This window comes from Nostoc sp. DSM 114159 (assembly GCF_053470285.1).
This window is the reverse complement of sequence record NZ_JBPFEH010000001.1, coordinates 7,203,285-7,227,498: the sequence shown is the minus strand read 5'-3', so window position 1 is coordinate 7,227,498 and position 24,214 is coordinate 7,203,285. Positions and strand designations below refer to the sequence as shown.

19 protein-coding genes, 1 tRNA gene and 1 CRISPR repeat array are annotated in these 24,214 nt (G+C 41.7%); of the genes, 13 read left to right on the top strand and 7 right to left on the bottom strand.

Going from position 1 to position 24,214, the window contains the following annotated elements:
- Positions 1–365 precede the first annotated feature (365 nt).
- Both ACR5KR_RS30690 and ACR5KR_RS30685 read left to right on the top strand, forming a co-directional pair.
- Complete coding sequence (locus ACR5KR_RS30690; RefSeq protein WP_448269145.1) at positions 366–1,388, top strand: tetratricopeptide repeat protein; 1,023 nt, start codon at positions 366–368, stop codon at positions 1,386–1,388.
- A 128-nt stretch (positions 1,389–1,516) separates the two neighbouring features.
- Positions 1,517–2,530, top strand: a complete 1,014-nt coding sequence (locus tag ACR5KR_RS30685; RefSeq protein WP_445628950.1) for a zinc-dependent alcohol dehydrogenase family protein — start codon at positions 1,517–1,519, stop codon at positions 2,528–2,530.
- A gap of 180 nt (positions 2,531–2,710) precedes the next feature.
- On the opposite strand, the gene ACR5KR_RS30680 is transcribed toward ACR5KR_RS30685, so the two are convergent.
- The 3 genes from ACR5KR_RS30680 to ACR5KR_RS30670 all read right to left on the bottom strand — a co-directional run bounded on the left by ACR5KR_RS30680 (position 2,711) and on the right by ACR5KR_RS30670 (position 6,060).
- Positions 2,711–3,382 (bottom strand): glutathione S-transferase family protein, encoded by a 672-nt coding sequence (locus tag ACR5KR_RS30680; RefSeq protein WP_448269144.1) that lies wholly within the window; start codon positions 3,380–3,382, stop codon positions 2,711–2,713.
- Positions 3,383–3,688: 306 nt separating this feature from the next.
- Entirely contained in the window at positions 3,689–4,816 is a 1,128-nt protein-coding gene (locus tag ACR5KR_RS30675) for an aryl-sulfate sulfotransferase (protein ID WP_448269143.1), read from the bottom strand.
- A gap of 206 nt (positions 4,817–5,022) precedes the next feature.
- Entirely contained in the window at positions 5,023–6,060 is a 1,038-nt protein-coding gene (locus ACR5KR_RS30670; RefSeq protein WP_448269142.1) for an NADP(H)-dependent aldo-keto reductase, read from the bottom strand.
- 929 nt (positions 6,061–6,989) lie between these two features.
- On the opposite strand from ACR5KR_RS30670, the gene ACR5KR_RS30665 reads away from it, so the two are divergent.
- The 5 genes from ACR5KR_RS30665 (at position 6,990) to ACR5KR_RS30645 (ending at position 11,021) form a co-directional block, all read left to right on the top strand.
- Positions 6,990–7,727, top strand: coding sequence for a Crp/Fnr family transcriptional regulator (locus ACR5KR_RS30665; protein WP_448269141.1), 738 nt, complete (start codon positions 6,990–6,992; stop codon positions 7,725–7,727).
- Between the two features lie 314 nt (positions 7,728–8,041).
- Complete coding sequence (locus ACR5KR_RS30660; RefSeq protein ID WP_448269140.1) at positions 8,042–8,788, top strand: Crp/Fnr family transcriptional regulator; 747 nt, start codon at positions 8,042–8,044, stop codon at positions 8,786–8,788.
- Between the two features lie 80 nt (positions 8,789–8,868).
- On the top strand, positions 8,869–9,597 hold the full coding sequence (locus ACR5KR_RS30655; RefSeq protein WP_448269139.1) for a Crp/Fnr family transcriptional regulator: 729 nt from the start codon (positions 8,869–8,871) through the stop codon (positions 9,595–9,597).
- 153 nt (positions 9,598–9,750) lie between these two features.
- Entirely contained in the window at positions 9,751–10,170 is a 420-nt protein-coding gene (locus ACR5KR_RS30650; protein WP_445628943.1) for a response regulator, read from the top strand.
- Between the two features lie 260 nt (positions 10,171–10,430).
- The gene (locus ACR5KR_RS30645; protein WP_448269138.1) at positions 10,431–11,021 is read left to right on the top strand and encodes a peptidoglycan-binding protein; all 591 of its coding nucleotides are present in this window, start codon (positions 10,431–10,433) and stop codon (positions 11,019–11,021) included.
- A gap of 122 nt (positions 11,022–11,143) precedes the next feature.
- On the opposite strand, the gene wecB is transcribed toward ACR5KR_RS30645, so the two are convergent.
- Both wecB and ACR5KR_RS30635 read right to left on the bottom strand, forming a co-directional pair.
- Complete coding sequence (gene wecB / locus ACR5KR_RS30640; RefSeq protein ID WP_445628941.1) at positions 11,144–12,256, bottom strand: non-hydrolyzing UDP-N-acetylglucosamine 2-epimerase; 1,113 nt, start codon at positions 12,254–12,256, stop codon at positions 11,144–11,146.
- 260 nt (positions 12,257–12,516) lie between these two features.
- Positions 12,517–12,888: a hypothetical protein gene (locus ACR5KR_RS30635; RefSeq protein WP_094349008.1), complete on the bottom strand. Its 372-nt coding sequence runs from the start codon at positions 12,886–12,888 to the stop codon at positions 12,517–12,519.
- A gap of 729 nt (positions 12,889–13,617) precedes the next feature.
- Here ACR5KR_RS30635 and ACR5KR_RS30630 point away from each other — a divergent pair.
- Together ACR5KR_RS30630 and ACR5KR_RS30625 are read left to right on the top strand one after the other, a co-directional pair.
- Positions 13,618–14,904, top strand: a complete 1,287-nt coding sequence (locus ACR5KR_RS30630; protein WP_448269137.1) for a type IV pilus twitching motility protein PilT — start codon at positions 13,618–13,620, stop codon at positions 14,902–14,904.
- 188 nt (positions 14,905–15,092) lie between these two features.
- Positions 15,093–15,860: a circadian clock KaiB family protein gene (locus ACR5KR_RS30625; protein WP_448269136.1), complete on the top strand. Its 768-nt coding sequence runs from the start codon at positions 15,093–15,095 to the stop codon at positions 15,858–15,860.
- Between the two features lie 253 nt (positions 15,861–16,113).
- A CRISPR array of direct repeats spans positions 16,114–17,886; the repeat unit is 37 nt; unit sequence ATCGCAATCAACTAAAATCCCTATTAGGGATTGAAAC.
- Positions 17,887–17,993: 107 nt separating this feature from the next.
- Here the strand turns inward: ACR5KR_RS30625 and ACR5KR_RS30620 are convergent.
- Positions 17,994–18,067 (bottom strand) — tRNA-Pro (locus tag ACR5KR_RS30620).
- Between the two features lie 140 nt (positions 18,068–18,207).
- Between ACR5KR_RS30620 and lipA the strand changes: the two genes are divergently transcribed.
- The 4 genes from lipA (at position 18,208) to ACR5KR_RS30600 (ending at position 22,952) form a co-directional block, all read left to right on the top strand.
- Positions 18,208–19,092 carry a lipoyl synthase gene (gene lipA, locus ACR5KR_RS30615; protein WP_448269135.1) on the top strand — a complete coding sequence of 295 codons (885 nt, stop codon included), beginning with the start codon at positions 18,208–18,210 and terminating at the stop codon, positions 19,090–19,092.
- Positions 19,093–19,116: 24 nt separating this feature from the next.
- Positions 19,117–20,052, top strand: a complete 936-nt coding sequence (locus ACR5KR_RS30610; RefSeq protein ID WP_448269134.1) for an NAD(P)H-dependent glycerol-3-phosphate dehydrogenase — start codon at positions 19,117–19,119, stop codon at positions 20,050–20,052.
- 708 nt (positions 20,053–20,760) lie between these two features.
- Entirely contained in the window at positions 20,761–22,011 is a 1,251-nt protein-coding gene (sigC, locus tag ACR5KR_RS30605; protein ID WP_448269133.1) for an RNA polymerase sigma factor SigC, read from the top strand.
- Positions 22,012–22,496: 485 nt separating this feature from the next.
- Positions 22,497–22,952, top strand: a complete 456-nt coding sequence (locus ACR5KR_RS30600) for a Fur family transcriptional regulator (RefSeq protein WP_012407750.1) — start codon at positions 22,497–22,499, stop codon at positions 22,950–22,952.
- A 131-nt stretch (positions 22,953–23,083) separates the two neighbouring features.
- Here the strand turns inward: ACR5KR_RS30600 and ACR5KR_RS30595 are convergent, their stop codons facing one another.
- On the bottom strand, positions 23,084–24,214 hold the full coding sequence (locus ACR5KR_RS30595; RefSeq protein WP_445628935.1) for a peptidoglycan-binding domain-containing protein: 1,131 nt from the start codon (positions 24,212–24,214) through the stop codon (positions 23,084–23,086).

Below are 24,214 nucleotides of genomic sequence, written 5' to 3'. Positions count from 1 at the left end.
GCAAGAGTCTAAAAAAGCTTTTAGCTGATTATCTCCTTCCCAGTCTCAGACTGGGAATAATCTTCATTGAGGCTTTGCCTCCCAACTCGCGGCACCGCTAGGAGTAGCATTTCCAGCCAAAGGCTGAAAACGAGATTTTAAAAGGGTTTTGGCTTAAGTTTACACCAATGCACTTCTATGCGCCCCGACAGCATTTGTATTAATTGCTTCATAAATATTCCTGTAAGTATGAAAAAATAGCATACTTATCTATTTAAGTCTTATATCTAAAGATAGAAGATTGAGGTTAAAATTTGGGAAACCTAAGAGGGGTTCATTCCCAAGAGATGTTCTACCTACTTATCGCAGAATGCAACTGAGGTCAGATGACGCAACCTTTAAATCAAGTCAAAGAATGGGAACAACGTCGTGATGAAGCAAACCGCTACTACCAACGGGGGAAATTTCAAGAGTCTCTCGATCTTGCAACCAAAAATTTACACTTGGCTAGAGCAATTCCAGACCGAGCCAGAGAAGGTTATACATTAAACGATCTCGGTTTAGCTCACCTCAGTTGCTGGCAACCTCAAAGAGCATTAGAGCGTTTTCATCAGGCGCTTTCGGTTGCTATTGAAATTGGCAACACACCAGCAGAAGCAACTGCACTTAGCAATCTGGGTTCTACCTACAGCCGTCTTGGACGCTTTTCGCAAGCATTGGAATATTTTGACAAAGCACTGCCAATCTTTAGGCGATCGCAAGATACTCAAAGTGAAGTTTCTACTCTTAATGATGTCGCACTAATTTATACCCGCTTAGGAGAACCGAAACGCGCACTATTGCTACAACACCAAATTTTGAGGATGCGGCGATTGTTAGGTGACTTTTCTGGTGAAGCAACAACGCTCAATGGTATTGGATTTGCCTACAATGTCTTAGGCAAGTTTGAGCAAGCACTAGAATTTTTTCAAGCAGCACTGCCAATTCAACGAGCCGTAAAAAATCTGCTTCAAGAAGCAACCACCTTGAACAATATTGCTTCTGTCTATCATGATTTAGGAAAACCGAAACAAGCGCTATTACTCTACTATCAAGTTCTTTTGACACGTCGAGCAATTAGCGATCGCGCAGGTGAAGCAACAACCCTTCATAACATTGGTTTTACCTACAGCACCCTGGCAGAGCATCGCCAAGCAATGAAGTTCTACAAACAAGCTATTGGGATTTATCAAGAACTGGGCGATAATCTTGGAGAAATTTCAACTTTGCTGAATATGGGAAGTGTTTACGCCACCACAAAACGCAAAAAAATGGCGCGATCGTGCTATCAAAATGCCCAAGAGTTAGCAGAGCAAATTGAATATCAGCCACTTTTAGAAAAAGTACAGCAGTTCATAGATTCTCTGTAGCCTCCAGTTCCCTTTCTCCCAATATGGGAGAAGGGGTTAAGCGAGCAGTATTGCGTAGCACTTGCTACGTCTCTAGATTCTTTTTTACTCTAGCTACAATACCAAAGTTGTAGCTAGGGTAAGGACATATGAAAGCTTACGAAATTCAAAGCAACGCCGGGATTGATGTTTTGGCATTAGTCGATCGCCCCCAAGCAAAACCCGCAGCTGGACAAGTTCTGATTCAAGTCAAAGCAACATCCTTAAATTACCGCGATCTGCTGGTGATTGAAGGAGCTTACGGTTCTGGACAGAAATATCCGTTAATTCCCATGTCTGACGGTGCGGGAGAAGTAGTGGCGGTGGGAGAAGGTGTGACACGGGTGAAAATAGGCGATCGCGTCGCTGGTATTTTCTTTCAAGACTGGATTTATGGCTCTTTAACCAAAGAGAAAATGAAATCCGATTTGGGAGGTGGTATTGATGGAATGCTGGCTGAATATGTCTTATTACACCAAGATGGTTTAGTAATATTACCTGACCACTTATCCTATATTGAAGGCGCAACTTTACCCTGTGCAGCAGTCACAGCTTGGCACGGCCTAGTGACAAAAGGTAATATTGGTGCAGGTGATAGTGTTTTATTACTCGGTACTGGAGGAGTTTCAATTTTTGCTCTCCAGTTTGCCAAGATACATGGCGCTAGAGTGATTATTACTTCTAGCAGTGATGAGAAGTTGGCACGAGCGAAACAGCTTGGTGCTGACGAGACAATCAACTACAAAACAACACCAGATTGGGAAAAGCAAGTTTATCAATTAACCAATCGCACAGGTGTAGACCATGTAGTTGAGGTAGGCGGTGCAGGTACTCTACCAAAATCCTTACAAGCAGTCCGCATTGGAGGACGTATTAGTTTGATTGGCGTATTGTCAGGAAGAGGAAGTGAAATTGACCCCATGCCAATACTTTTTAAGAGTTTAACAGTTCAGGGAATTTATGTCGGCAGTCGGGAAATGTTTGAGGCGATGAATCAGGCGATGCAACAGCATCAAATTAAACCAGTTATCGATCGAGTTTTCCCCTTCAATGAAGCACGAGAGGCTTATCATTACCTCAAAAGTGCGGCTCACTTCGGTAAAGTCGTAATTTGTAATTCGTAATTTTCAAGAGTTTAATTCTATGTTTCAAGTGGGGTTTGAATTCCCAGTTGAAACATAGTTATACCAATTAGAAAAAAGAATGCGACAAATAGACCACTTGTAGAGACGCGATTCATCGCGTCTTTACTTTACCCAAGGATGTGTTGCAATCATTAATCCAATTGGTATTATAAATTACCTTTAAACAGCAGCGAGAGTAGGTGCAGCGAATTTAGCATATCGCTCGATGTAGAATTCTTTAGAGTGAGCGATCGCTTTCACAGATTCACGCTCTTTTAAAGCACGTTTCCATTGGCGTAGACGGGTAAATTGCTCTGGCACTCCAAAGCCGCGATACTGCTTCAGTGCAGCCCAACGCTCAAACCAAGGGAAGTAAGTGAAATCGACCAAACTAATAGATTCACCAAACCAGTAAGGGCCTTCTTTAGAAAGCTTTGCTAAACCTTCGTTTTCAATGAATTCTAGATGTTTAGATAGTTCCTGTTTCGCTTCTTCTTGTTTTTCGGGATCTGAACTCCGCAGCAGGGTAGAAAAAGCGGGAACGAATCTGGTATTAGCAAAATCGATCCAGATGCGAGCTTGTGCCCTATCAATGGGGTTGCTGGGTAACAATGGCGGATTGGGAAATACCTCATCAAGATATTCGTTAATTACCGCTGACTCCCAAACTCGGTTATCGCCGTGAGTTAGTGCAGGCACTTTTCCATAAGGGGAAACTTGGGTAAACCCTTCCGGTTTATTCTGCAAATCAATCTCAATCAAATCGAAGTCAATGCCCTTCTCTTGGAGTACCAAGCGGGTACGGTGAGCATAAGGACAAACAACTGCACTGTATACTTTGATTTGGGCCATGTTTAAGTACCTTGGTAAATTAGAACTTGTTAATCGCCATTGAGAATTGAATTTTCATCCAAAATCTCAAATTTTAAATGGGCATTGGGCGTTAGGAGTGCTGAGTGCTGTTAGCCATAGCGGGGCGTTTAGCCCGTGCTGAGTTAAGAGTAGAGACGCGATTAATCGCGTCTGTACAAGAGTTAGGAGTTAGGAGTTAGGAGTTTTGTTTATCTCCTTGTCCCCTTGTCCCCTCACTCCTTCACTCCCTCATCTCCCTGCCCCCCTGCTCCCCTGCCCCCCTGCCCCCTGCCCCCCTGCCTCCCCCTACAGCCAGGGCACTTCTTCAGGTGCATAACGGAAGGCGCGGAAGACTGTATTTTGCTCTCCACGAGTTACCGGCGACTTCTCACCTGGAATATTCCGAGATGCAAAGTAGGGATTGATGTATTCCCAAACAATTTCTCCTGCAACTGTCACCTCGAATATTCGACCATAAGCACCTTCTGTAATTAAGGTATTGCCATTGGCTAAACGTTGCGCTCCTGATATGTATGCACTAAAGAAATTTTGGGGCGGGTTGTCGGTATACTCCCAAACTATTTCTTTGGTTTGACGGTTCACCTCAATCACACGGGAAAAATTGAGAGCGATGTTACGGCGATGTGCGCCATTGTCGAAAATCAAGATATTACCGTTAGCTAATTCGTTCGGGAAGTGCTGCTGTGCTAGCACGTCATCGCCTAGCGTCCAGATGATTTCTCCGGTTTTGCGATCGATAATCACAACTGTGGAGATATTACGAAAGCTCACTATAATGCTGCCATCGGCGAGTTCACCTACAGTATTCCCATGAGTCCATTCATGTCGATGATCTTGGGGTGTAATCGTAAATATATCTGGATCGAGGTGTTCGTGGGCGTGCCAAGTCCAAACGATTTCACCTGCTGGAGTCACCTCATAAAGTACATCTGCATAAATATCACCATCTGGTTCTGTACCTGGTACGCCACCTTTGATCCGAGGAACCAAAGACTCAGGTATCTTTTCAATGGCGAGTAGAATTGTGTTGCCATTAGCTAGTCTGCGTCCATCATGATGATGATCTGGATGCTTATATTCCCAGATAATATTTCCCTTGGGATCTGCTTCTAAAACAACGCCACTTTTGAATGCAGCCCATAAAGCAAAACGTAGGGGTTCTTCTGGTGGAGTTTTACCATTATAAAAAAGGTTGCCATTGGGCAAAAGATAACCGTATAACCCTGGTGGATAAGGCAGATTCCACTGGTGTACTACTTCTCCTTCCAAGTTGAGAAGGTAGACTTCACCTTGACCTGTCAAAGGTGTGAAAAGTGTGTATCCTTTAAATACTTTTTCGGGATTGTAAGCTCTTAAACCAGTACCCCGACGACGAATAGTATTTTGGTCAACTAATGTTGCTGTAAAAGTCATATTTTACCGACTAAATATCTAGTTTTGAATCTAAGAATTGAGAGAGAGTACATGGCGCATCTTTACTTCTACTCTGTGAGAGCCAGAGGCTCTAGGAAGGCTTTACCAGGCTGGAGCCTGGTAACGAGGCGAACTATCTAAAATGTTTGAATTTTGAATTTTGAATACTTCGACAAGCTCAGTACAAGTTTTGAATTTTGAATTGTTTATGGTGCTGGGTTTGGCGACTGAGCATGAACTATATCCAACTCTTCCAAAATATCTTTGTTGAGAACTACATTCACACTTTCTAAATTCTCTTTAAGTTGTTCCAGTGTCGTAGCACCAATAATTGTGCTAGGCACAAACCAACGACTCCGCACAAATGCTAAGGCCAGATGCGCTGGACTTAATTGATGGCGCTTGGCAATTTCTACATAAGCTGATACGGCTTGACTGACTTTCGGTTTCAGATAGCGCTGACCGAAATTTTCAAACAAAGTGATTCTTGTTTTCTCTGGTTTGCCGTTTAGATATTTGCCAGTTAAGAAACCAAATGCTAAAGGACTATAAGCTAGTAACCCAATTTCTTCGTAATAAACTGCTTCTGCTAAGGCTCCATCAAATACTCGATTTAGCAAGTTGTAAGCATTTTGAATCGAAACAACTTTGGGCAATCCTAATTGTTTAGCAGCATTACTAAATTGGGCAACTCCCCAAGGGGTTTCGTTACTCAAACCGATATAGCGAATTTTACCAGCCTTAATTACATCGTCAAAAACTGCTAGCTGTTCAGCAATGGGAACCGTTTCTCCCACCTGAGTCGGATCGAAGACTGTTTGTCCAAATCGTGGCACGTAGCGATCTGGCCAGTGGATCTGATACAAATCGATATAGTCTGTCTGTAATCTTTTTAGACTATCATCTACAGCTTGTTTGATATTATCACGATCGATTGCTTTGGCTCCTCCACGTACCCATTTAAAACCTCGACCAGGACCAGCAATTTTAGTAGCTATAATAACTCGATCTCTTTGTTGACGCTTTAACCATTCCCCAATGTAAATTTCAGTTAATCCATAAGTTTCGCCACTTGGTGGGACAGGGTACATCTCAGCCGCATCAATAAAGTTGACTCCTTGGGCAATAGCATAATCTAGCTGCTCGTGGGCTTCTTCAATGGTGTTTTGCTTTCCATAAGTCATAGTGCCCAGACAAATTTCGGAAACTTTTAAGTCACTTTTACCAAGTTGGTTATACTTCATATTTCGCGTTGTTATTCACTCGATTGAACAGTGATATTTTTGTTAGAGATTTTACATTTTGTCAAGGGCATTATTATTTTTTAAGTAAATTAGCTTCAAACAATACTGGATTTGGCACTAAGCCAATATAAGTTTTTCAGAGAATATAGAGTCTATACTACTATAAATCGATAGATAAACTGTATTTAAGGCATATAGCTGTTTATTATTGCATAGATTAACCAGATAAGTAAGTTAGTTTTGGGTAATCAAAATTTTAAATATGTAGTAGAAAATACTTGCTTTTATTGAGTATTTATGAAATAGACTGTTTTAGGCTGAGTATATAGTACAATAAATCGGTAGACTTGCAGTAGTATGTCAAAAATCTTAAGATTCTTCTAGGATGAAGTCTTAATAAATATTCATATTAATCTGCTTATTTCTAAGTATCTTCTTTTTAAGATAATAAAAATATACCAAGGCTAGTTGGGACTAAAAACATTTGTAGCAATGAAAAAGATTTAGGTTTTAATGACTTGTATAATCAGGAATTTTTTACTGCGATCGCTTCCAATCATGTTCATATCTATAGCAATATGATTAGCGAACATAATTTCGTTTAATTATGCGATCGCAAATGCAATCAAGTTAATGTATTCGGATTTGTTGTTATTATAAACAACTCATTTTGTTATATTATAGATACAAGTATAAAAACCTTAGTTCCTTACTAGAACTTTTTTAGGGAATACACCTTTTGACATTAAGGCTAGACTTTTAATTTTCTCCTTATGCCGTGAGTTGTCTTTTCTAAGGACGGCTACATTCACAATACGGTTCGGTTAAAGGTGAAAGGGGAAAGGTTTTTAATACATCCTTTCCCCAAACCACAAGGAAAGTAAAAAATGCTTATCCGAACCGTATTGGCTACATTCTGGAGAATCACAATGTCATTAGACACAAATATTCTTGAGCAACCAGCAAATAAGCTGCTGGCAGCTTTGCCAGCCAGTGATTACGAACGTCTTGCTTCTCATCTAAAACTTGTTCCGCTCTCAAATCGGCAAATACTTTACGAACCAGGCGAACCGATCGCACAGGTATATTTTCCTAATAAAGCAGTGATTTCTATAATCACCACTATGGAAGATGGCTCAACTGTAGAAGCTGGTTTAGTGAGTAATGAAGGCATGGTGGGTATCCCGGTAATTTTAGGAGACAACATCCCAACCACAACAGCATTAGTGCAGATTCCAGACAGTGCGATGAAGATGGATGCGGATATACTCACAAGTGAGTTTAATCGGGGTACAGCCCTTCAAAGCCTGTTACTGCGCTACGTACAAGGTGTATACACTCAAATAGCACAAGGATCTGCCTGCAACCGTCTTCATAAACTAGAGAGGCGGCTGGCTCGCTGGCTGCTAACAGTTTCTGATCGTCTGGAATCAGAAGAATTTCCGCTCACCCAGGAATTTATCGCACAGATGCTAGGTGTACGTCGCGTTGGTGTCACTGAAGCAGCTAATATCCTCAGCAATGCCGGAATCATCACCTACTACCGTGGTCATATTAACATCTTGAATCGAGAGGCTTTACAAAAAACCTCCTGCGAATGTTATCAGATTATAGAAGATGAATATGTCCGTTTATTGGGCTTATTGCCCAATAAACGGAAAAAATAATTTTTTTGAGCTTCTATGTACGAAACCGCACAGACTCCAAGAACTGTGTTATTTTAAGATTTTCCAGATTGTTCACCGTGTTCCTTTAGAGAATACACCTTTTAACATTAGGATCAGAACCTTAATCCTTTAGACATCTTGCAAAAGTTCCTTTTCCAAGATTTCGGGGAAAGGTTAAAGGGTAAAGGGAAGGGTAAAATTCCATCCATTTCCCCCTTCCCCCTTCTCCTTTCCCCCACTTCTGCAAGAAGTCCTTTCCTTATGCTCTGAGTTGGTTTTTCTAAAGTCACCTACCTTAAGGAGAGTGACTTCTAATGCCATTAAAACAAAATCTCTTTCAGCAACGACCAAATAAGCTGCTGGCAGCTTTGTCAGACAGTGATTATCAGCGTCTTTTCCCCTATCTAAAGCTAGTTCCGCTCCAAGTTCAGCAGATCCTTTACGAAGCAGCCGAACCAATCACACAGGTCTATTTTCCTGATAAGGCAGTAGTTTCTATAGTCACCACTATGAAAGATGGCTCAACGGCGGAAGTTGGGATAGTAAGTAATGAAGGCATGGTGGGTATCCCGGTAATTTTAGGAGACAACACCACAACCACAACAGCCTTTGTGCAAATTTCGGGCGCTGCTATGCAAATCAATGCAGATGTATTGAAAGCTGAGTTCAATCGGGGCAGAGCTATTCAAAACGTGCTGCTGCGCTATGTACAAGCTGTATACTCTGAACTGGCGCAAGGTGCTGCCTGCAACCGTCTCCATACACTGGAAGAACGGCTGGCTCGCTGGCTGCTTACAGTCTCTGACCGTCTCGAATCAGAAGATTTTCCCCTCACGCAAGAATTTATCTCCCAGATGTTAGGTGTACGTCGTTCTGGCGTGACAGTAGCAGCTAGCACTCTCAGCCGAGCCGGAATGATTGCCTACCAACGCGGTCAAATTAGCATCCTGAACCGAGAGGATTTAGAAGCAACTTCCTGCGAGTGTTATCGAGTCATCCAAAATGAATTGGCTCGGTTACTGGGCTTCATGCCCAGTAACCGAGCCAAAAAATTTTTTTGAGTTATGTGTGCGAAACCGAACAGACTGGCAAAAGCAACTTGATTTAAAGTATTTTGAGCAAATTTCTCTTTTAATGTTCAGTGAGCGACAACATAATTAAGCCGCAAGTAAATAGGTTACTTGCGGCTTTGCCAACCAGTGATTATGAGCGTCTTATTTCGCACCTAAAGTTAGTTCCGCTTCCCACTCGGCAAGTTCTTTACGAACCAGGAGAACCCGTCACACAGGTCTATTTTCCCCAACAGGCAGTGGTTTCTATCGTCACTATTATGGAAGATGGTTCGACGGTGGAAATTGGGATAGTGAGCAATGAAGGCATGGTAGGTATCCCAGTAATTTTAGGAGGCAAGACAACAACCACAAAAGCGTTTGTCCAAGTTGCCGGCGCTGCAATGCAGATGGATGCAGATGTACTTAGAACCGAGTTCAATCGGGGCGGAGCTATTCAAAAGTTGCTGCTGCGCTATGTACGAGCTATATATACCGAACTTACACAATCATGTGCCTGCAACCGTCTTCATACCCTAGAAGAACGGCTGGCTCGTTGGCTGCTCACAGTATCTGACCGTTTGGAATCAGAAGAATTTCCGTTGACGCAAGAATTTATCGCCCAGATGCTGGGTGTAAGGCGCTCTGGTGTGACAGTAGCGGCTAGCACCCTGAGCCGAGCCGGAATGATTCGCTATCAACGCGGTCAAATTAGCATTATAAACCGAGAGGATTTGGAAGCAACTTGCTGCGAGTGTTATCGAGTTATCCAAAAAGAATTTGCTCGGTTGCTAGGGAATCAGCTAAGACGCGATCGCTAATGAATTATTTTAAGTTACTATGTCCGACACCGGACAGACGTTTGCTAATTGCTTCCTTTAAGATTTAGTAAAGTATGCATCAAATAGCGTCAAATAAGTAGTACTTGATGCAATCGCTACTTCAAGTCTTTGAGCTATGGGGCGGTAAGAAGAATGTCTAATCAATCGATATCTTTTCAAGGTCTGCGATTGCTCGTTGTTGATGATGATGCTGATACAAGAATATTACTTACCTTCCTTTTTGAATTAGAAGGAGCAGAGGTGATTGCAGCTGCTTCAGCAGACGAGGCTCTCAAAAGAATGTCATCTTTTAAACCAGACATCCTAATTAGTGACATTTGCTTACCCGATGAAGATGGCTACTCGCTACTCTTGAAGGTCAGAAATTTGGAAGCAAAGCGAGGTAGAAAGATTCCAGCGATCGCTCTGACAGCATCTACTTTCGAGGATGACCATAAACGTGCATTATTAGCAGGTTATGATATATACCAATGCAAGCCAATAGACTTAGATGAGTTAACTTTTATGGTTGCTAGTTTAGTTGGAATCGAACAATACGTTTGTCATATTTAGATATAACCAGGGATAAGTCATTAAGTAAAAAAGCTTTAACTAAATTTTATTTATTTTCAAAATGCGATGTCTACGACGAGCTAAACCGTTGTAGACATCGCATTTTTGCAGCAATCTTTTGACTAATTTTATTTTTTATTAATTTCGCTATCAGTAAAAAACTTTTAAAATACAGTGATATAAAATATACTAAGGATAAATACAGAGAACGACTAAGTAATTCTCTGCGAGTACTCATTTTTCATATTAAGGAGTGCATTATGGAATATCTTGCTTATTCCCAGATGTTTATAGCTCAAGAAGAGGCATCTGGAAACACTAAGTATCATCTTCCTCAACCTCAATTCAATTGGAAAAAACTGCTTAAATCTTCGGCTTGGTTAACTTTTGCTGGTGTCGGTGTATTATTCGCTGTTGTAACCCAAATTCAAATAAGTTCGGCTGCCTATGTAAAGACTAACGGCAGTTGTTTGCGTGTCCGTACCGGCCCAAGCAGCAACTACTCGTATGTGGACTGTGTACCAAATGGCGCAACACTTCCAGCAATTGAACGATATGAAAATGGTTTTGCCAGACTTTCTACAGGTAGATACGTTTTTGCCCGATGGATTGGTGATAGACCGAACAATCTTCCTGTGACTAGACCCGGTGGTGTTGGCGGTTCGGTGATTCTTACTCCTGGTTCAAAAGGTCAGCTCGTCAGAGACGTGCAAACAGCTTTAGGTAATCTTAGAATTGATGGAATTTACGGTCAAGAAACTGTTAGCCGAGTCCGAAGCTTTCAGCAAAGCAAAGGTCTACTTATAGATGGTGTTGTAGGTCCCGAAACTCGATCGGCTCTGGGTGTTTAACCAGAAGCCACCCTTGGAAAATCTCGTGGTTTGGTTAAATATTGTCAAACTAGTTTTGAGGGTTTGTAGTAAGCACTTTAGTGCTTAGGAAATAAGGACTAAAGTCCTTACTACGAACTTGCTTACCCATGAATGTAATTTTGGACAATCTGCAAAATGCGCTCTGCTGCATGACCATCCCCAAAGGGATTGATTGCGTTTGCCATCGCTTCATAAGCATCTGAGTCACTGAGTAACTCAGCAGCAGCTGCAACAATGTTCTCAGTCGTAGTGCCAACAAGTTTAGCTGTACCAGCTACCACAGCCTCTGGTCTTTCGGTAGTGTCTCTCAAAACTAGTACTGGTTTTCCCAAGCTGGGAGCTTCTTCTTGCAAGCCACCAGAGTCAGTAAGCAAAAGATGCGATCGCCCAATTGCTCCCACCAAATCTCCATAATCTAGAGGATCTGTCAAGAAAATTCGGGGATGATTCCCTAAAAGTTCCTGCAACGGGACTCGCACTGTCGGATTGCGGTGCAATGGTAGCAGTAAAGCTGTATCAGGAAACTTGTCTAAAATTTGTAAAAAGCCCTGAGCGATCGCTAACAGAGGTTCTCCCCAATTCTCCCGACGATGAACTGTTGCTAACAAAACCCGATATGATTCCCAGTTTAAGCCTGGAACATCGCAAACTACTTGGGTTGCAGCGACATTTAACAATGCATCAATTACAGTGTTACCTGTCATGTGGATTTCACCCAAAACACCAGAACGATGCAAATTTTCCACAGCCCAAGGAGTCGGCGCAAAGTGCAACTGAGTAATTTGAGAAATCAACCGCCGATTAGCTTCTTCTGGGTAAGGATTGAAGATATCATCAGTTCTTAACCCTGCTTCTACATGACCAATAGGAATTTTTTGATAAAAAGCTGCCAAAGCTGCGGCAAAAGCAGTGGTGGTGTCTCCCTGCACAATTACTAAATCTGGCTTTTTTGCTTTAAATAATGCTTCTAATCCTTGTAAACTACGACAGGTAATATCATTTAGAGATTGCTGAACCTGCATAATTTCCAAGTTATAATCCGACTTGATATTAAACAGTTGCATAACCTGCTCAACCATCTCCCGATGTTGTCCAGTTAGAATTACTTGCAACTGAAATTCTGAAGACTTTTGGAAAACCTGAATCACTGGAGCAAGTTTAATTGCTTCCGGGCGAGTACCTAAGATAATGCAAACGCGTTTTTGATTAGTCATTAGTTATCTGTAATTTACCATCTATAGTCAATGGTCTATAGTCAATGGTCTATGGTCAATAGTCGGCGGTCAATCCTCACATAAACCATAAATATTAATGGATAAATCACACAAGATATAAAAAAACCAGCTTAACTGGGCAAATGCATTGTTTGTTTAATTAAGCTGTAATGACTATTTAAAATTTCAAGTTATAAAAACCATGAAAAAACCCGGCTTAACCGGGCAGACGCACTGTTTGTCTAATTAACCTGTAATAACTATTTAATTTCACAAGTTAGAGGGCAAGCAGCGTAAACAGTAGCCTGCATTTGGTCTGCCTCTCCATGCAGCCAGCTTAACCATTTAACTTCACTAGGATGAACTCCCTTAACAGTTAGCACACCCGCAGCCAATACAACTGCCATGACATTAAACATTATTAGAGCACCTGCTACAAGCAAAACCGCACTAACAGGCATCACAGATTGCAAGATAATCGACAACAGACATCCGACCGTAGCCATTAAGACAACTAGTGGAAAACCCACAACCAACAAACATACTGCTAATGTAAAAGTCCATATTAAAAAGCTTTTAATCATCAACAAGGAGTAGGTCTTTCCTTGATTAGAGCTTTGAGCAGAAACCATGACTTTTCCTCCCAAAATACACAACAGATTTTAATTTCAGTAATATCTCACTTTTTTGCGAGTAAACTGAATTGTCTCAGTGAAATTCAGTATATAAAAACTAATTGGGAAAATGAGCATTTAGTTACTAAAGTTTACAGTTAATTTTTTGCAATTATGGATATAAAGTCAATTTTCTATCTATGAGAAAAACTTGTTGACTGCATCTACCTTCAGGTATAGAACCTAAAAGGTATGAGCTTTAAACTTCGATCCCCAAGAGATCGCTCCTATTCAACTTAACATTTCTTATAAAAACTAGTAGTCTTTCTCATAATTCCTAGACGGGCTGAATAAATGAACTGCTAGTATTTGTACTGTTAATTGCTAGCAATTTGTGCCTATGCCTGGGATAAATTTCTCATCTAAGTCATGAGAATATTTATTTTAAAACAAAAGCATTAAAAATTACATTATGACCTCTGTGTTTTTACTGAGGTCTTTTAAGTACTTGCGTGTGTTAAACCAGTTTAGATAGGTTAAATAATCTATCTAAATATTCTGAGTATTGAAATATTAGGAAATAAAAGATACCAATTGGGTGGATGAAATAGACTGACCGTGGTTTTAGAGTTTCAATCGCCTTCTATCACCGCTAAGGCTTGCAGACAAGCATTCTCCAAAAGTCATCAAAGCAAGTGACTTTACTTCTCGTTAATTCAACTTTTTAACTACCAAATGTGAAGATATATGACAGAAGCACAGTCTCCATTAAATTCTAACTCTGCTGCCGGACGTAATTTGCCACCAATGCCGCCGCCTCCACCGCCAACCCCAACCTTTAGTACGCAGCGACAGATGACACAAACACTCGATATGTCAATGGATAGGGGCACTACTAATCCGCCTGTTGCAGGTCATCGTCCGGGTAGTCCACCGCCAATACCTAGTTCAGTTCGCCCTCAAAACAGCAGTCCAGAACTAACTTTAGAAAAGTTAATCAGAGAAGCTTACGATCAGGGATATTCTGACTTGCACTTGGGTGTGGGTGAACCACCCCGCTTCCGCAGCCGAGGAGAAATTCAATCAGGAGATCATCCAGAAACAGATAAAGAAACTTTTATGAGTTGGTTGCGGGAGGTGATGACTGAGGGAGAAATTCAGCGCTTTGAAGAATCCTTAGAATTTGACGGAGCAACTCAATACGAATTTGCTCGCGTGCGGATTAATGTTTTTGGCTCTCTCAAAGGGCCTGCAATGGTGTTGCGGTTGATTCCGCTAAAAATCTTAACTATGGAACAGTTGAGATTACCTCCAGTTTTTCGAGATATTTGTCATCACCATAAAGGTTTGATTTTGGTAACAGGGCCCACTGGTTCTGGTAAGTCCACCACAATGGCAGCGATGATTGACTACATCAATAAGGAGATGGCCAAGCATATCATCACCATTGAAGACCCGATAGAATTTGTCCATCAAAGCCGCAAGTCCTTAGTCAAACAGCGGGAAGTGGGAATGCATACCCGGAAATTTGATAACGCATTGAAAGCAGCTTTGCGGGAAGACCCAGATTTGATTCTGGTAGGGGAAATGCGGGACAAGGAAACAGTTAACACCGCCCTAAAAGCCGCTCAGACTGGTCACTTAGTCATGGGAACCTTGCATACCAATAGTGCGGTCAAAACCATTGAGCGGATTCTCAACCTCTATTCTGGTGATGAACAGGATGCAATGCGGGTGGCGATTTCTGAGTCTTTAGTGGCAGTAATTGCTCAAGGTTTGTGTCGCACTACTGACGGTAAGCGAGCTGCTTTCCATGATGTGCTGATCAATACTGAGGCAATTAAAGAATGGATCAAAGACGGTAAGTATGATGAAATTGGCGAGCTGATGAAACAAGCTGGCTTTGACGGCATGATTACGATGAATCAGTCATTGCTGAATCTCTATCAAGACGGACGCATCACTGAAGAAACTGCTTTGGAAATGTCACCAACTCCTAACGAAATGGCGCAGTTTCTCCGAGGTCGAGTTTAATAATTGGGGCATTGGAATTAGGGTAGAGGTGACAGGTGACAGGTTATAGGGAATAATCTGTGCCCTGTAACCTTTACCCTATTCCCTTCTTTACTCCTCAATCTCAAATATCTTTGCGATCCTGGTTGAGGTTATAGCTAAGGTAAAAGGTAAAAGAGAGAATTTTTACTTTTAGTTGCCTAACCTCTGTGAATAATTTGACGACAAATAAACTATCTACACCCCAGCTGTTTAAAGGCATTGCGCTATTTACACCTGGAGGAGATTTAATTTACTGCATCGACCCTAGCAAGCAAGGTCGATGGCATTTGCATTTGTGCTCGGCTTTGCAAGAAATTCTAGATTTACCAGAGCCACCACACTTTTTAGTGCCTTGTTATACTGCAACTATTGACAATTGGTTAGATCCGCGTACTCAACAAGTACGAACTTTTGCTGAAGCTTATCCGGCTGTAATTAGACATCAAGCTTTGCTGAATGCTGTTTTTGGCACGGGAGAATTAGTATGGCAAGCAGCTCCTTGGCAAGAGGGATTGTGCGATCGCATGGTGTTAACAACCTATCGTTCGTCATTTGGACAGCTTTGGGAGGATCACGATTTAATTGTCCGTCTAGACCTTTCTGAACCTGTGCCAAAATATAACCAACCAGTAATAGTACAAAAAAAAGAAGCTATTACCCAAGGCTATGTTCTCCGCTTATTTGTTGCCGGACATAGCAATTCTACTGAACGCATTCTGCAAAATTTACACGAATTGTTAGAGCGATCGCTTGGACACCCTTATACCCTGAAGGTGATTGATGTTTTAAGTCATCCAGAACAAGCAGAACTAAATCAGGTTTCTGCAACTCCTACCCTTGTCAAGGTTTGGCCTCATCCAATTCGGCGAATCGTTGGAGAGTTGGATCGTGTAGAAAAGATTTTACAGATGTTAGCTGTTAAGGAAAACTTTTAAGTAATTAGACTAGTTTTTTTGCTAAGTGCGCGAATGAGTAGGTGTTGGTAAAGGGGGTTAGTACAAAAATGCCTAGATTGCCGTATCTGCAAGAATTTGAGAGCTTTAGCATCTTGAAACCATCCGCGCACTTCGTATAAACTGACTTTTAGCTATTTACAGTTAGGACAATTCCCAGTCCTTATGTTATGATTTTCGCATTCGCGCTGTTGAACCTTGAAAACCAAATAACACAGGGCTTTCAGACGCCTGCATCGCAATCAACTAAAATCCCTATTAGGGATTGAAACAAGAACATGATAAGTTTGAAAATGTAAAAACGATAATCGCAATCAACTAAAATCCCTATTAGGGATTGAAACACGAACAAATGCAACTTCAAGTAGAGCAACTTAAATCGCAATCAACTAAAATCCCTATTAGGGATTGAAACTGCAAAGCTAAAAATTATACAATTCTTTATAAAATCGCAATCAACTAAAATCCCTATTAGGGATTGAAACTCTTCAGTCCCGGATCAACAATTACTGGGGGAATGCTCATCGCAATCAACTAAAATCCCTATTAGGGATTGAAACAATAAAAACAAGCTCTGGCTGAAACTCCTTTAAATATCGCAATCAACTAAAATCCCTATTAGGGATTGAAACTTGCAGCCAATTCTCTATCAGTGCATACAATCACATCGCAATCAACTAAAATCCCTATTAGGGATTGAAACAGAGAGCGATCGCTCTTGAACAAAAAAGGGGATATCGCAATCAACTAAAATCCCTATTAGGGATTGAAACCTTTCCAAGCTTGAGGAATAACTATTGAGCAATCTATCGCAATCAACTAAAATCCCTATTAGGGATTGAAACTGAAACTTTCGATTATGACAACTCCAATCTTTATGACTCAAATTGCATCGCAATCAACTAAAATCCCTATTAGGGATTGAAACTGAAACTTTCATAATCGAAAAAATCTTAAGGCTTGGATCGCAATCAACTAAAATCCCTATTAGGGATTGAAACAAAGTTGGAGAAATCAAGATTGAAGGCACCTGTATCGCAATCAACTAAAATCCCTATTAGGGATTGAAACAATTCTTAGAGGATGGAGGAGAGGGGCGATCGCAGATCGCAATCAACTAAAATCCCTATTAGGGATTGAAACACTCTGCTCAGGCTTTGGATTCAAGGAATGAGAGCATCGCAATCAACTAAAATCCCTATTAGGGATTGAAACTTGTAAATAATGCGTGGACACCACGGACAATTAAATCGCAATCAACTAAAATCCCTATTAGGGATTGAAACAACCCGTGCCAAGAAGCTGGCGATTATTATTGGCATCGCAATCAACTAAAATCCCTATTAGGGATTGAAACAGTAATTTCTAACCCAAGTACAACTACTCAAATAAATCGCAATCAACTAAAATCCCTATTAGGGATTGAAACAAAACTGACAGGAGTTCATAAGTATTGGTGGTTTATCGCAATCAACTAAAATCCCTATTAGGGATTGAAACTATTAAGCTGAGTTAAAGCATTAGCAGCGACCAGTATCGCAATCAACTAAAATCCCTATTAGGGATTGAAACAACAATATTTAGTTGTCCTGCCTCTGCCTCAATTAAAATCGCAATCAACTAAAATCCCTATTAGGGATTGAAACGCTCGAATGCCCGACTGATTGTAAAATTACCCTTCAAATCGCAATCAACTAAAATCCCTATTAGGGATTGAAACAGTACTGGAATCGCTTTTGAGAATTCTCAAGATGCATCGCAATCAACTAAAATCCCTATTAGGGATTGAAACTGGGCATAAGAAAAAAACGCTGTAACAAGCGTGGATCGCAATCAACTAAAATCCCTATTAGGGATTGAAACCATAAACTACTAGCTCCAGGAAAATAGCTCCAGGAAAATCGCAATCAACTAAAATCCCTATTAGGGATTGAAACGTAATGAACCTGAAGCAGTGATAGAATGTATAGAATCGCAATCAACTAAAATCCCTATTAGGGATTGAAACCTTTTAGTACACGACTTCAGGCGATACTGTTTAAACTCAAAGAAAGTCAGCTATATTTAAGTTAATAGAGGAGCATTCGACAAATAATTTGTCGCTCTATAAATAAATCGGGATGACTGGATTCGAACCAGCGGCCCCTTCGTCCCGAACGAAGTGCGCTACCAAGCTGCGCCACATCCCGCCATAAAAATGGCATTATAAATTAAGAATATCACAACCTGCACTAAATAGCAGAATTACATCTATATACATCCGATCGCTTCATCAAAGACTTTGCTTGCTAGGATTAAATTTGTATAACTCTAGTGGTAAAAACGGATTGTGACTGTAAAACCAGACTGGTTGCGGGTGAAAGCACCTGGACGTGAGCGCATCGGTAACGTTAAAGAAATTTTGCGGGATTTAGCCCTCAATACAGTTTGTGAGGAAGCGTCCTGTCCGAATATTGGTGAATGCTTCAACGCTGGGACTGCCACGTTTTTGATTATGGGGCCCGCTTGTACACGCGCTTGTCCCTACTGCGATATTGATTTTGAGAAAAAACCCAAACCACTAGACCCCACAGAACCTACACGACTGGCCCAAGCTGTTCGCCGCCTGAACCTTAATCATGTAGTCATCACTTCTGTAAACCGAGATGACTTGCTTGATGGTGGTGCATCTCAGTTTATAGCGTGTATTGATGCAGTTAACTCTGTTTCACCCAACACCACAATTGAGGTGCTAATTCCTGACTTATGCGGTAATTGGAATGCTCTGGAGTTAATTCTACAAGCTGCGCCAGAGGTATTAAACCACAATACTGAAACTGTTCCACGCCTATATCGCCGGGTGCGTCCCCAAGGAAACTACGATCGCACATTAGAATTATTGCAGCGCACTCGCCAACTTTCTCCTAGCACATACACTAAATCTGGCATCATGGTTGGACTTGGTGAAACTGATGCCGAAATTCGCCAAGTTATGCAAGACTTGCGAACTGTCGATTGCGATATTTTGACCATTGGGCAATATCTTCAACCCAGCCAAAAACACTTGCAGGTAAACGAATTTGTCAATCCAGAACAATTTGCTGATTGGAAAGCATTCGGCGAAGAAATCGGATTTTTACAAGTCGTTTCTTCGCCATTGACAAGAAGCTCCTATCATGCTGAACAAGTTAGGGAATTAATGGAACGCTACCCACGCTCAAAAGTTAGGAGTTAGGAATTAGGAGTTATGAGTGAGCAGATGTACTCCAACACAAAACTTTCCGTTGCAATTCTGGGTGCGGGTGCTTGGGGTGCATCTCTGGCAAATCTCGCCACAGCGAATGGTCATCAGGTGCGCGTGTGGTCGCGTCAAGGTTCCCAAACTCTTCAAGCAGTTTTAAAAGATGCTCAAATAATCCTGTCCGCTATCTCAATGATTGGTGTGAGAGATGTTGCTTCCCAAGTTGAGTCTTTCCCCCTTTCTCCAGAGACAATTTTTGTGACGGCGACGAAAGGCTTAGATCCCCAAACTACCTGCACGCCTTCACAAATTTGGCAAACAATATTCCCTAACCATGCAGTGGTTGTTTTGTCTGGGCCTAATTTATCAAAAGAAATTCAAATGGAATTACCAGCAGCCACGGTGGTAGCCAGTAACATCCCCACGGCTGCGGAAGTAGTGCAGTTAGTATTTTCTTCTCATCGTTTTCGGGTATATACCAATCCCGATCCCTTGGGGGTAGAACTGGGGGGAACACTGAAAAATGTGATTGCGATCGCCGCTGGTGTATGCGATGGTTTACAACTGGGAACTAATGCCAAAGCTGCTTTAGTTACCCGTGGACTGACAGAAATGGTTCGTATCGGCAACAACTGGGGCGCTAAGACGGAAACATTTTATGGTTTATCGGGTCTAGGAGATTTGTTAGCAACGTGCAATAGTCCCTTGAGTCGCAATTACCAAGTCGGCTATCAGTTAGCTGGTGGTAAGTCACTTACAGAAACTCTCGCAAATTTACAAGGAACTGCTGAAGGAGTAAACACTTGCCGAGTTTTGATGCAACGAGCCAACCAACAAAACATCGCAGTCCCAATTACCGAGCAAGTTTATCGGTTACTTCAAGGCGAAATCACACCCAGACAAGCACTTGATGAACTGATGTTGCGAGATATCAAACCAGAGTACAACTACTAGTAGTCTGCCAACCTAAAAATGTTAGGTGGAGGTTGGGTAAAGGTTAAAGGGAATTCATGGTAAGGGATAAAAAACCTTTCCCCTTTCCCCCTTTCCCTTTCCCCGCCGGCGTTGCCAAGGCGTACTAGTAGTCTGTCAACTTGAAATTGGCACTTTAAGACTCACATACAAGACGACGCAGGAACACGGAGAGGGTGTTTGATAACTTATCCGCATCTTCTATCTCCGTGTCGAGAGAATTTTCGCCGTTAATGCTAATCACTTCCCCGACATCTATTAGTTCTACTTATACCTGAATAATCCTGAGAAAAAATTGCTAAATCGTCAGGATATTACTTTTGCACCCATGTAAATGTGACTATGCCAATTATAAAGATGACATTCACTGAAGGATGTTTATACTGTGTTACAAAAGTTACTATTAAAAAACCATCAAGGTTGAAATATTAACTAAGTAGTTCAAATATTGCAAACCTAGCTGTGGATTTAAATAGCTATTGGTTTAATCAAAAGTTTAGCAGTCGATTAAGTTCAGTAATTCTGTATCCAATAAAACCCTTACAGTTAATTTCTAAAAAAAATTGTCAGGGAACGTTCAACCATGTTAGTTCATCGTTAATCGCGGGAACAATAGCAACAGTTGAATAGCTGACCGTAATCTAAGCTGACCGAAATCTATTGTTACCTGGAGCCATTGAGACGATCTTTATGCCAGCAACATCTTTTTATGCAGACGCCCCCTACAACACCAAAAAGTCTAGCCAGGCTTTGGACTCGGATCTCACGGTTGATGACAGTGAGTTATCGGTAGATGACCTACAGGAGCTAGAACTGGCTTCTGTTGACAATGCTAACCTTGCTGCTAACACCAACCGTCGGAGTACAGACCTAGTACGTCTATATCTTCAAGAAATTGGTCGGGTTCGTTTGTTGGGGCGCGATGAAGAGGTTTCAGAAGCTCAAAAAGTCCAACGCTACTTGCGGATGCGGATAGTACTTGCTAACGCCGCAAAGCAAGGGGATGAAGTGATTACACCCTATCTAAGGTTAGTTGAAGTTCAAGAACGTCTAACTTCGGAACTAGGACATCGCCCGTCTTTGGAAAGATGGGCTGCCACTGCTGACATAATTTTATCCGATCTCAGACCGATTTTGGCAAATGGGAAACGTCGCTGGGCTGAAATCGCTAAGTTGACTGTAGAAGAGTTGGAGCAAGTCCAGTCCCAAGGACTGCAAGCAAAAGAACACATGATTAAGGCGAATCTTCGCTTAGTTGTGTCTGTTGCTAAGAAGTATCAAAATCGTGGTTTGGAATTGTTAGATTTAGTCCAAGAAGGTACATTAGGTTTGGAGCGGGCTGTAGAAAAATTTGACCCAACTAAGGGTTATCGCTTCAGTACCTATGCTTACTGGTGGATTCGTCAGGGTATTACACGGGCGATCGCTACTTCTAGTCGCACGATTCGCCTACCGGTTCACATCACCGAAAAGTTAAACAAAATTAAAAAAGCTCAACGCAAAATTGCTCAAGAAAAAGGTCGCACCCCGACTCTAGAGGATTTAGCAACTGAGTTAGAGATGACACCAACCCAAGTCCGAGAAGTTTTATTGCGGGTTCCTCGCTCCGTTTCTTTGGAAACCAAGGTAGGAAAAGATAAAGACACTGAATTAGGCGAATTACTCGAAACTGACAGTGTAACTCCAGAAGAGATGTTAATGCGAGAATCTTTACAAAGAGATTTGCATCATCTGCTGTCAGATTTGACTAGTCGGGAGCGCGATGTAATTCTGATGCGGTTTGGTTTGGCGGATGGTCATCCTTATTCTTTAGCAGAAATTGGCCGCGCTCTTGACTTATCGCGCGAACGAGTCCGCCAAATTGAATCTAAGGCTTTGCAAAAGCTACGTCAACCCAAGCGCCGCAACCTCATCCGCGACTATTTGGAATCTCTGAGTTAGTCATTTGTCACTTGTACTGAGTTTCGACTGCGCTCAACTACCGCGAAGCCGTTGGCGCAGCCTCTCGTAGAGAAGTATTAGTCATTTGTCATTAGAAAATTACACTTGACAAATGACTAGGAACAAAAGTGTGATTTTATTCCCAGGTTAAAAGCCTTTTATCGGCTTACAGCAAATAATTAGCATTAAACTGTATAAAAGTTGTCCCCAATCTTTGCTCAAATATCTTGAAGGTGGGGAGCAACTAAGAATTCAAATTTAACTTATGCGAAATTCAAAGTCAAGGGATGCAATCGTTACAAGTATCCTCAATATTAGCTGTATGCAAATTAAATGCACTACAGCTGATTACTTGAATTTTGCTCAAGATTTGATGAATTGTTCTTAAATATTTAGTAAGAATTCTCAATAGGCAATGATTGTTGCAAATTGCTCCCAAGATTTGTTATATTCTCAACTAACAAGCTTTGTTGAGAACTATTAGTATGACTGTCTACACAACTACTTCACTCAAGGCAGAACTGAACGAACGAGGCTGGCGTTTAACTCCCCAGCGCGAAACAATTTTACACATTTTTCAAGAACTTCCGCAAGGCGAACATCTGAGTGCGGAGGATCTTTATCATCGGCTCGAAACTGATGGTGAAGGGATCAGTCTGTCAACTATTTATCGGACTTTGAAGTTGATGGCAAGGATGGGAATTTTAAGGGAATTAGAATTGGGCGAGGGACATAAGCATTATGAGATCAACCAGCCCTATCCCCACCATCACCATCACTTAATTTGTGTTCGGTGCAACTCAACTATTGAGTTTAAAAATGATTCAATTTTAAAAATTGGGTCAAAAACCGCTCAAAAAGAAGGTTTTCACCTCTTAGATTGTCAAATGACCATCCATGCAGTGTGTCCCAAGTGCCAACGGGCGCTGATGCCGCTTTAGCACTTGGGTGAATAAATAAGACGAAACTACTCAAATTAACCAAATAAATGGAATCTGAGCAGTTCGTAATTTGCTGTTACTGGAGGCAAGCAACCAGTTGGGAACTGATACTAACGACACCAAAGCGGATGTTAAAAGCGTCCGCTCTTAAGATCCTTAAGACTAATCCCGTAGAATTCTTGGGCTTGTTTAATCGCTTTTTTGGTGTCATCTGCCATCACACCATTGAGCTTGCCTTTATAAAAACCTCGCTCCCGTAGTCGGGTTTGAATTTCTAAGGTATTAAATTCGCTTTTGCTAGTAGTATTAACTGAGCTATATAACTTAGCTCGCGTAGTTGGGCCAGCAACACCACTTGCTGCTAAGAAATTAGCCGCCTGAAATCTCTTTACAGCATCAGCAGTGTAAGGGCCATAGTAGCCATTTGGCTCTCCCTCTAAATATCCTGCCTGGATCAATTGTTCTTGAAGAATTCTAACTGGCTCACCGCGATCGCCTACACGAAGTTTGTCTCGATTGACTACCTTTGAGGGAGCCTCTTCTCCATCACCGATGCCAACTCCCGGCAATTTACTTAATGTTGCTGGACCAACAACCCCATCAACGCTTAATTTGTAAGAATCTTGGAACCGCTTGACAGCTTCTTCGGTAATTGGGCCAAATATGCCTGTGGCGTTTCCGTAATAAAAGCCTGCGATTCTTAACTTTTCTTGCAAAGCTTTGACATCTTCACCTTCATCCCCCTTAGTCAGGTAGTTGGGATTTCGGCGTTTACTGGTGGCTGAATTAGTAGTACTGGGCTTTTTGGCTTGTGCGCTTACAGCAGTGGTTCTTTGAGCTTGTGTAGCCCTATTTGTAGGCTTTTTCGCTTGCCAATTTTCTAATTTTTGCAGGGTGCTTGCTCCAACAATGCCGTCCACTGGTAAACCAGCGGCCTTTTGGAAGCGCCGCACAGCTTCTTGTGTGGATGCGTCATATACTTGGGTAACAGAAGATTGGTAAAAACCTGCTGTTCTCAATTTTTGTTGTAAATTTCTCACAGAAGGGCCTCGATCGCCTTTTTCTAGTGCCATGACGCTGCTAACAGCGCCAAGAATAGATAAAGACAGAGCAAGGGGCAACATATACTTCCAAGCCCTACCTGAAAGCCTTTTCCAGTCTGGTGCAGCTGCGTCCTTAAACAAAGAACTGAGCCAGACCAATTCACTGGGTGTGCTGTCTTCGTAGGCGAAAGCTAGGTGCAAATACGCAAGATTCTCCAT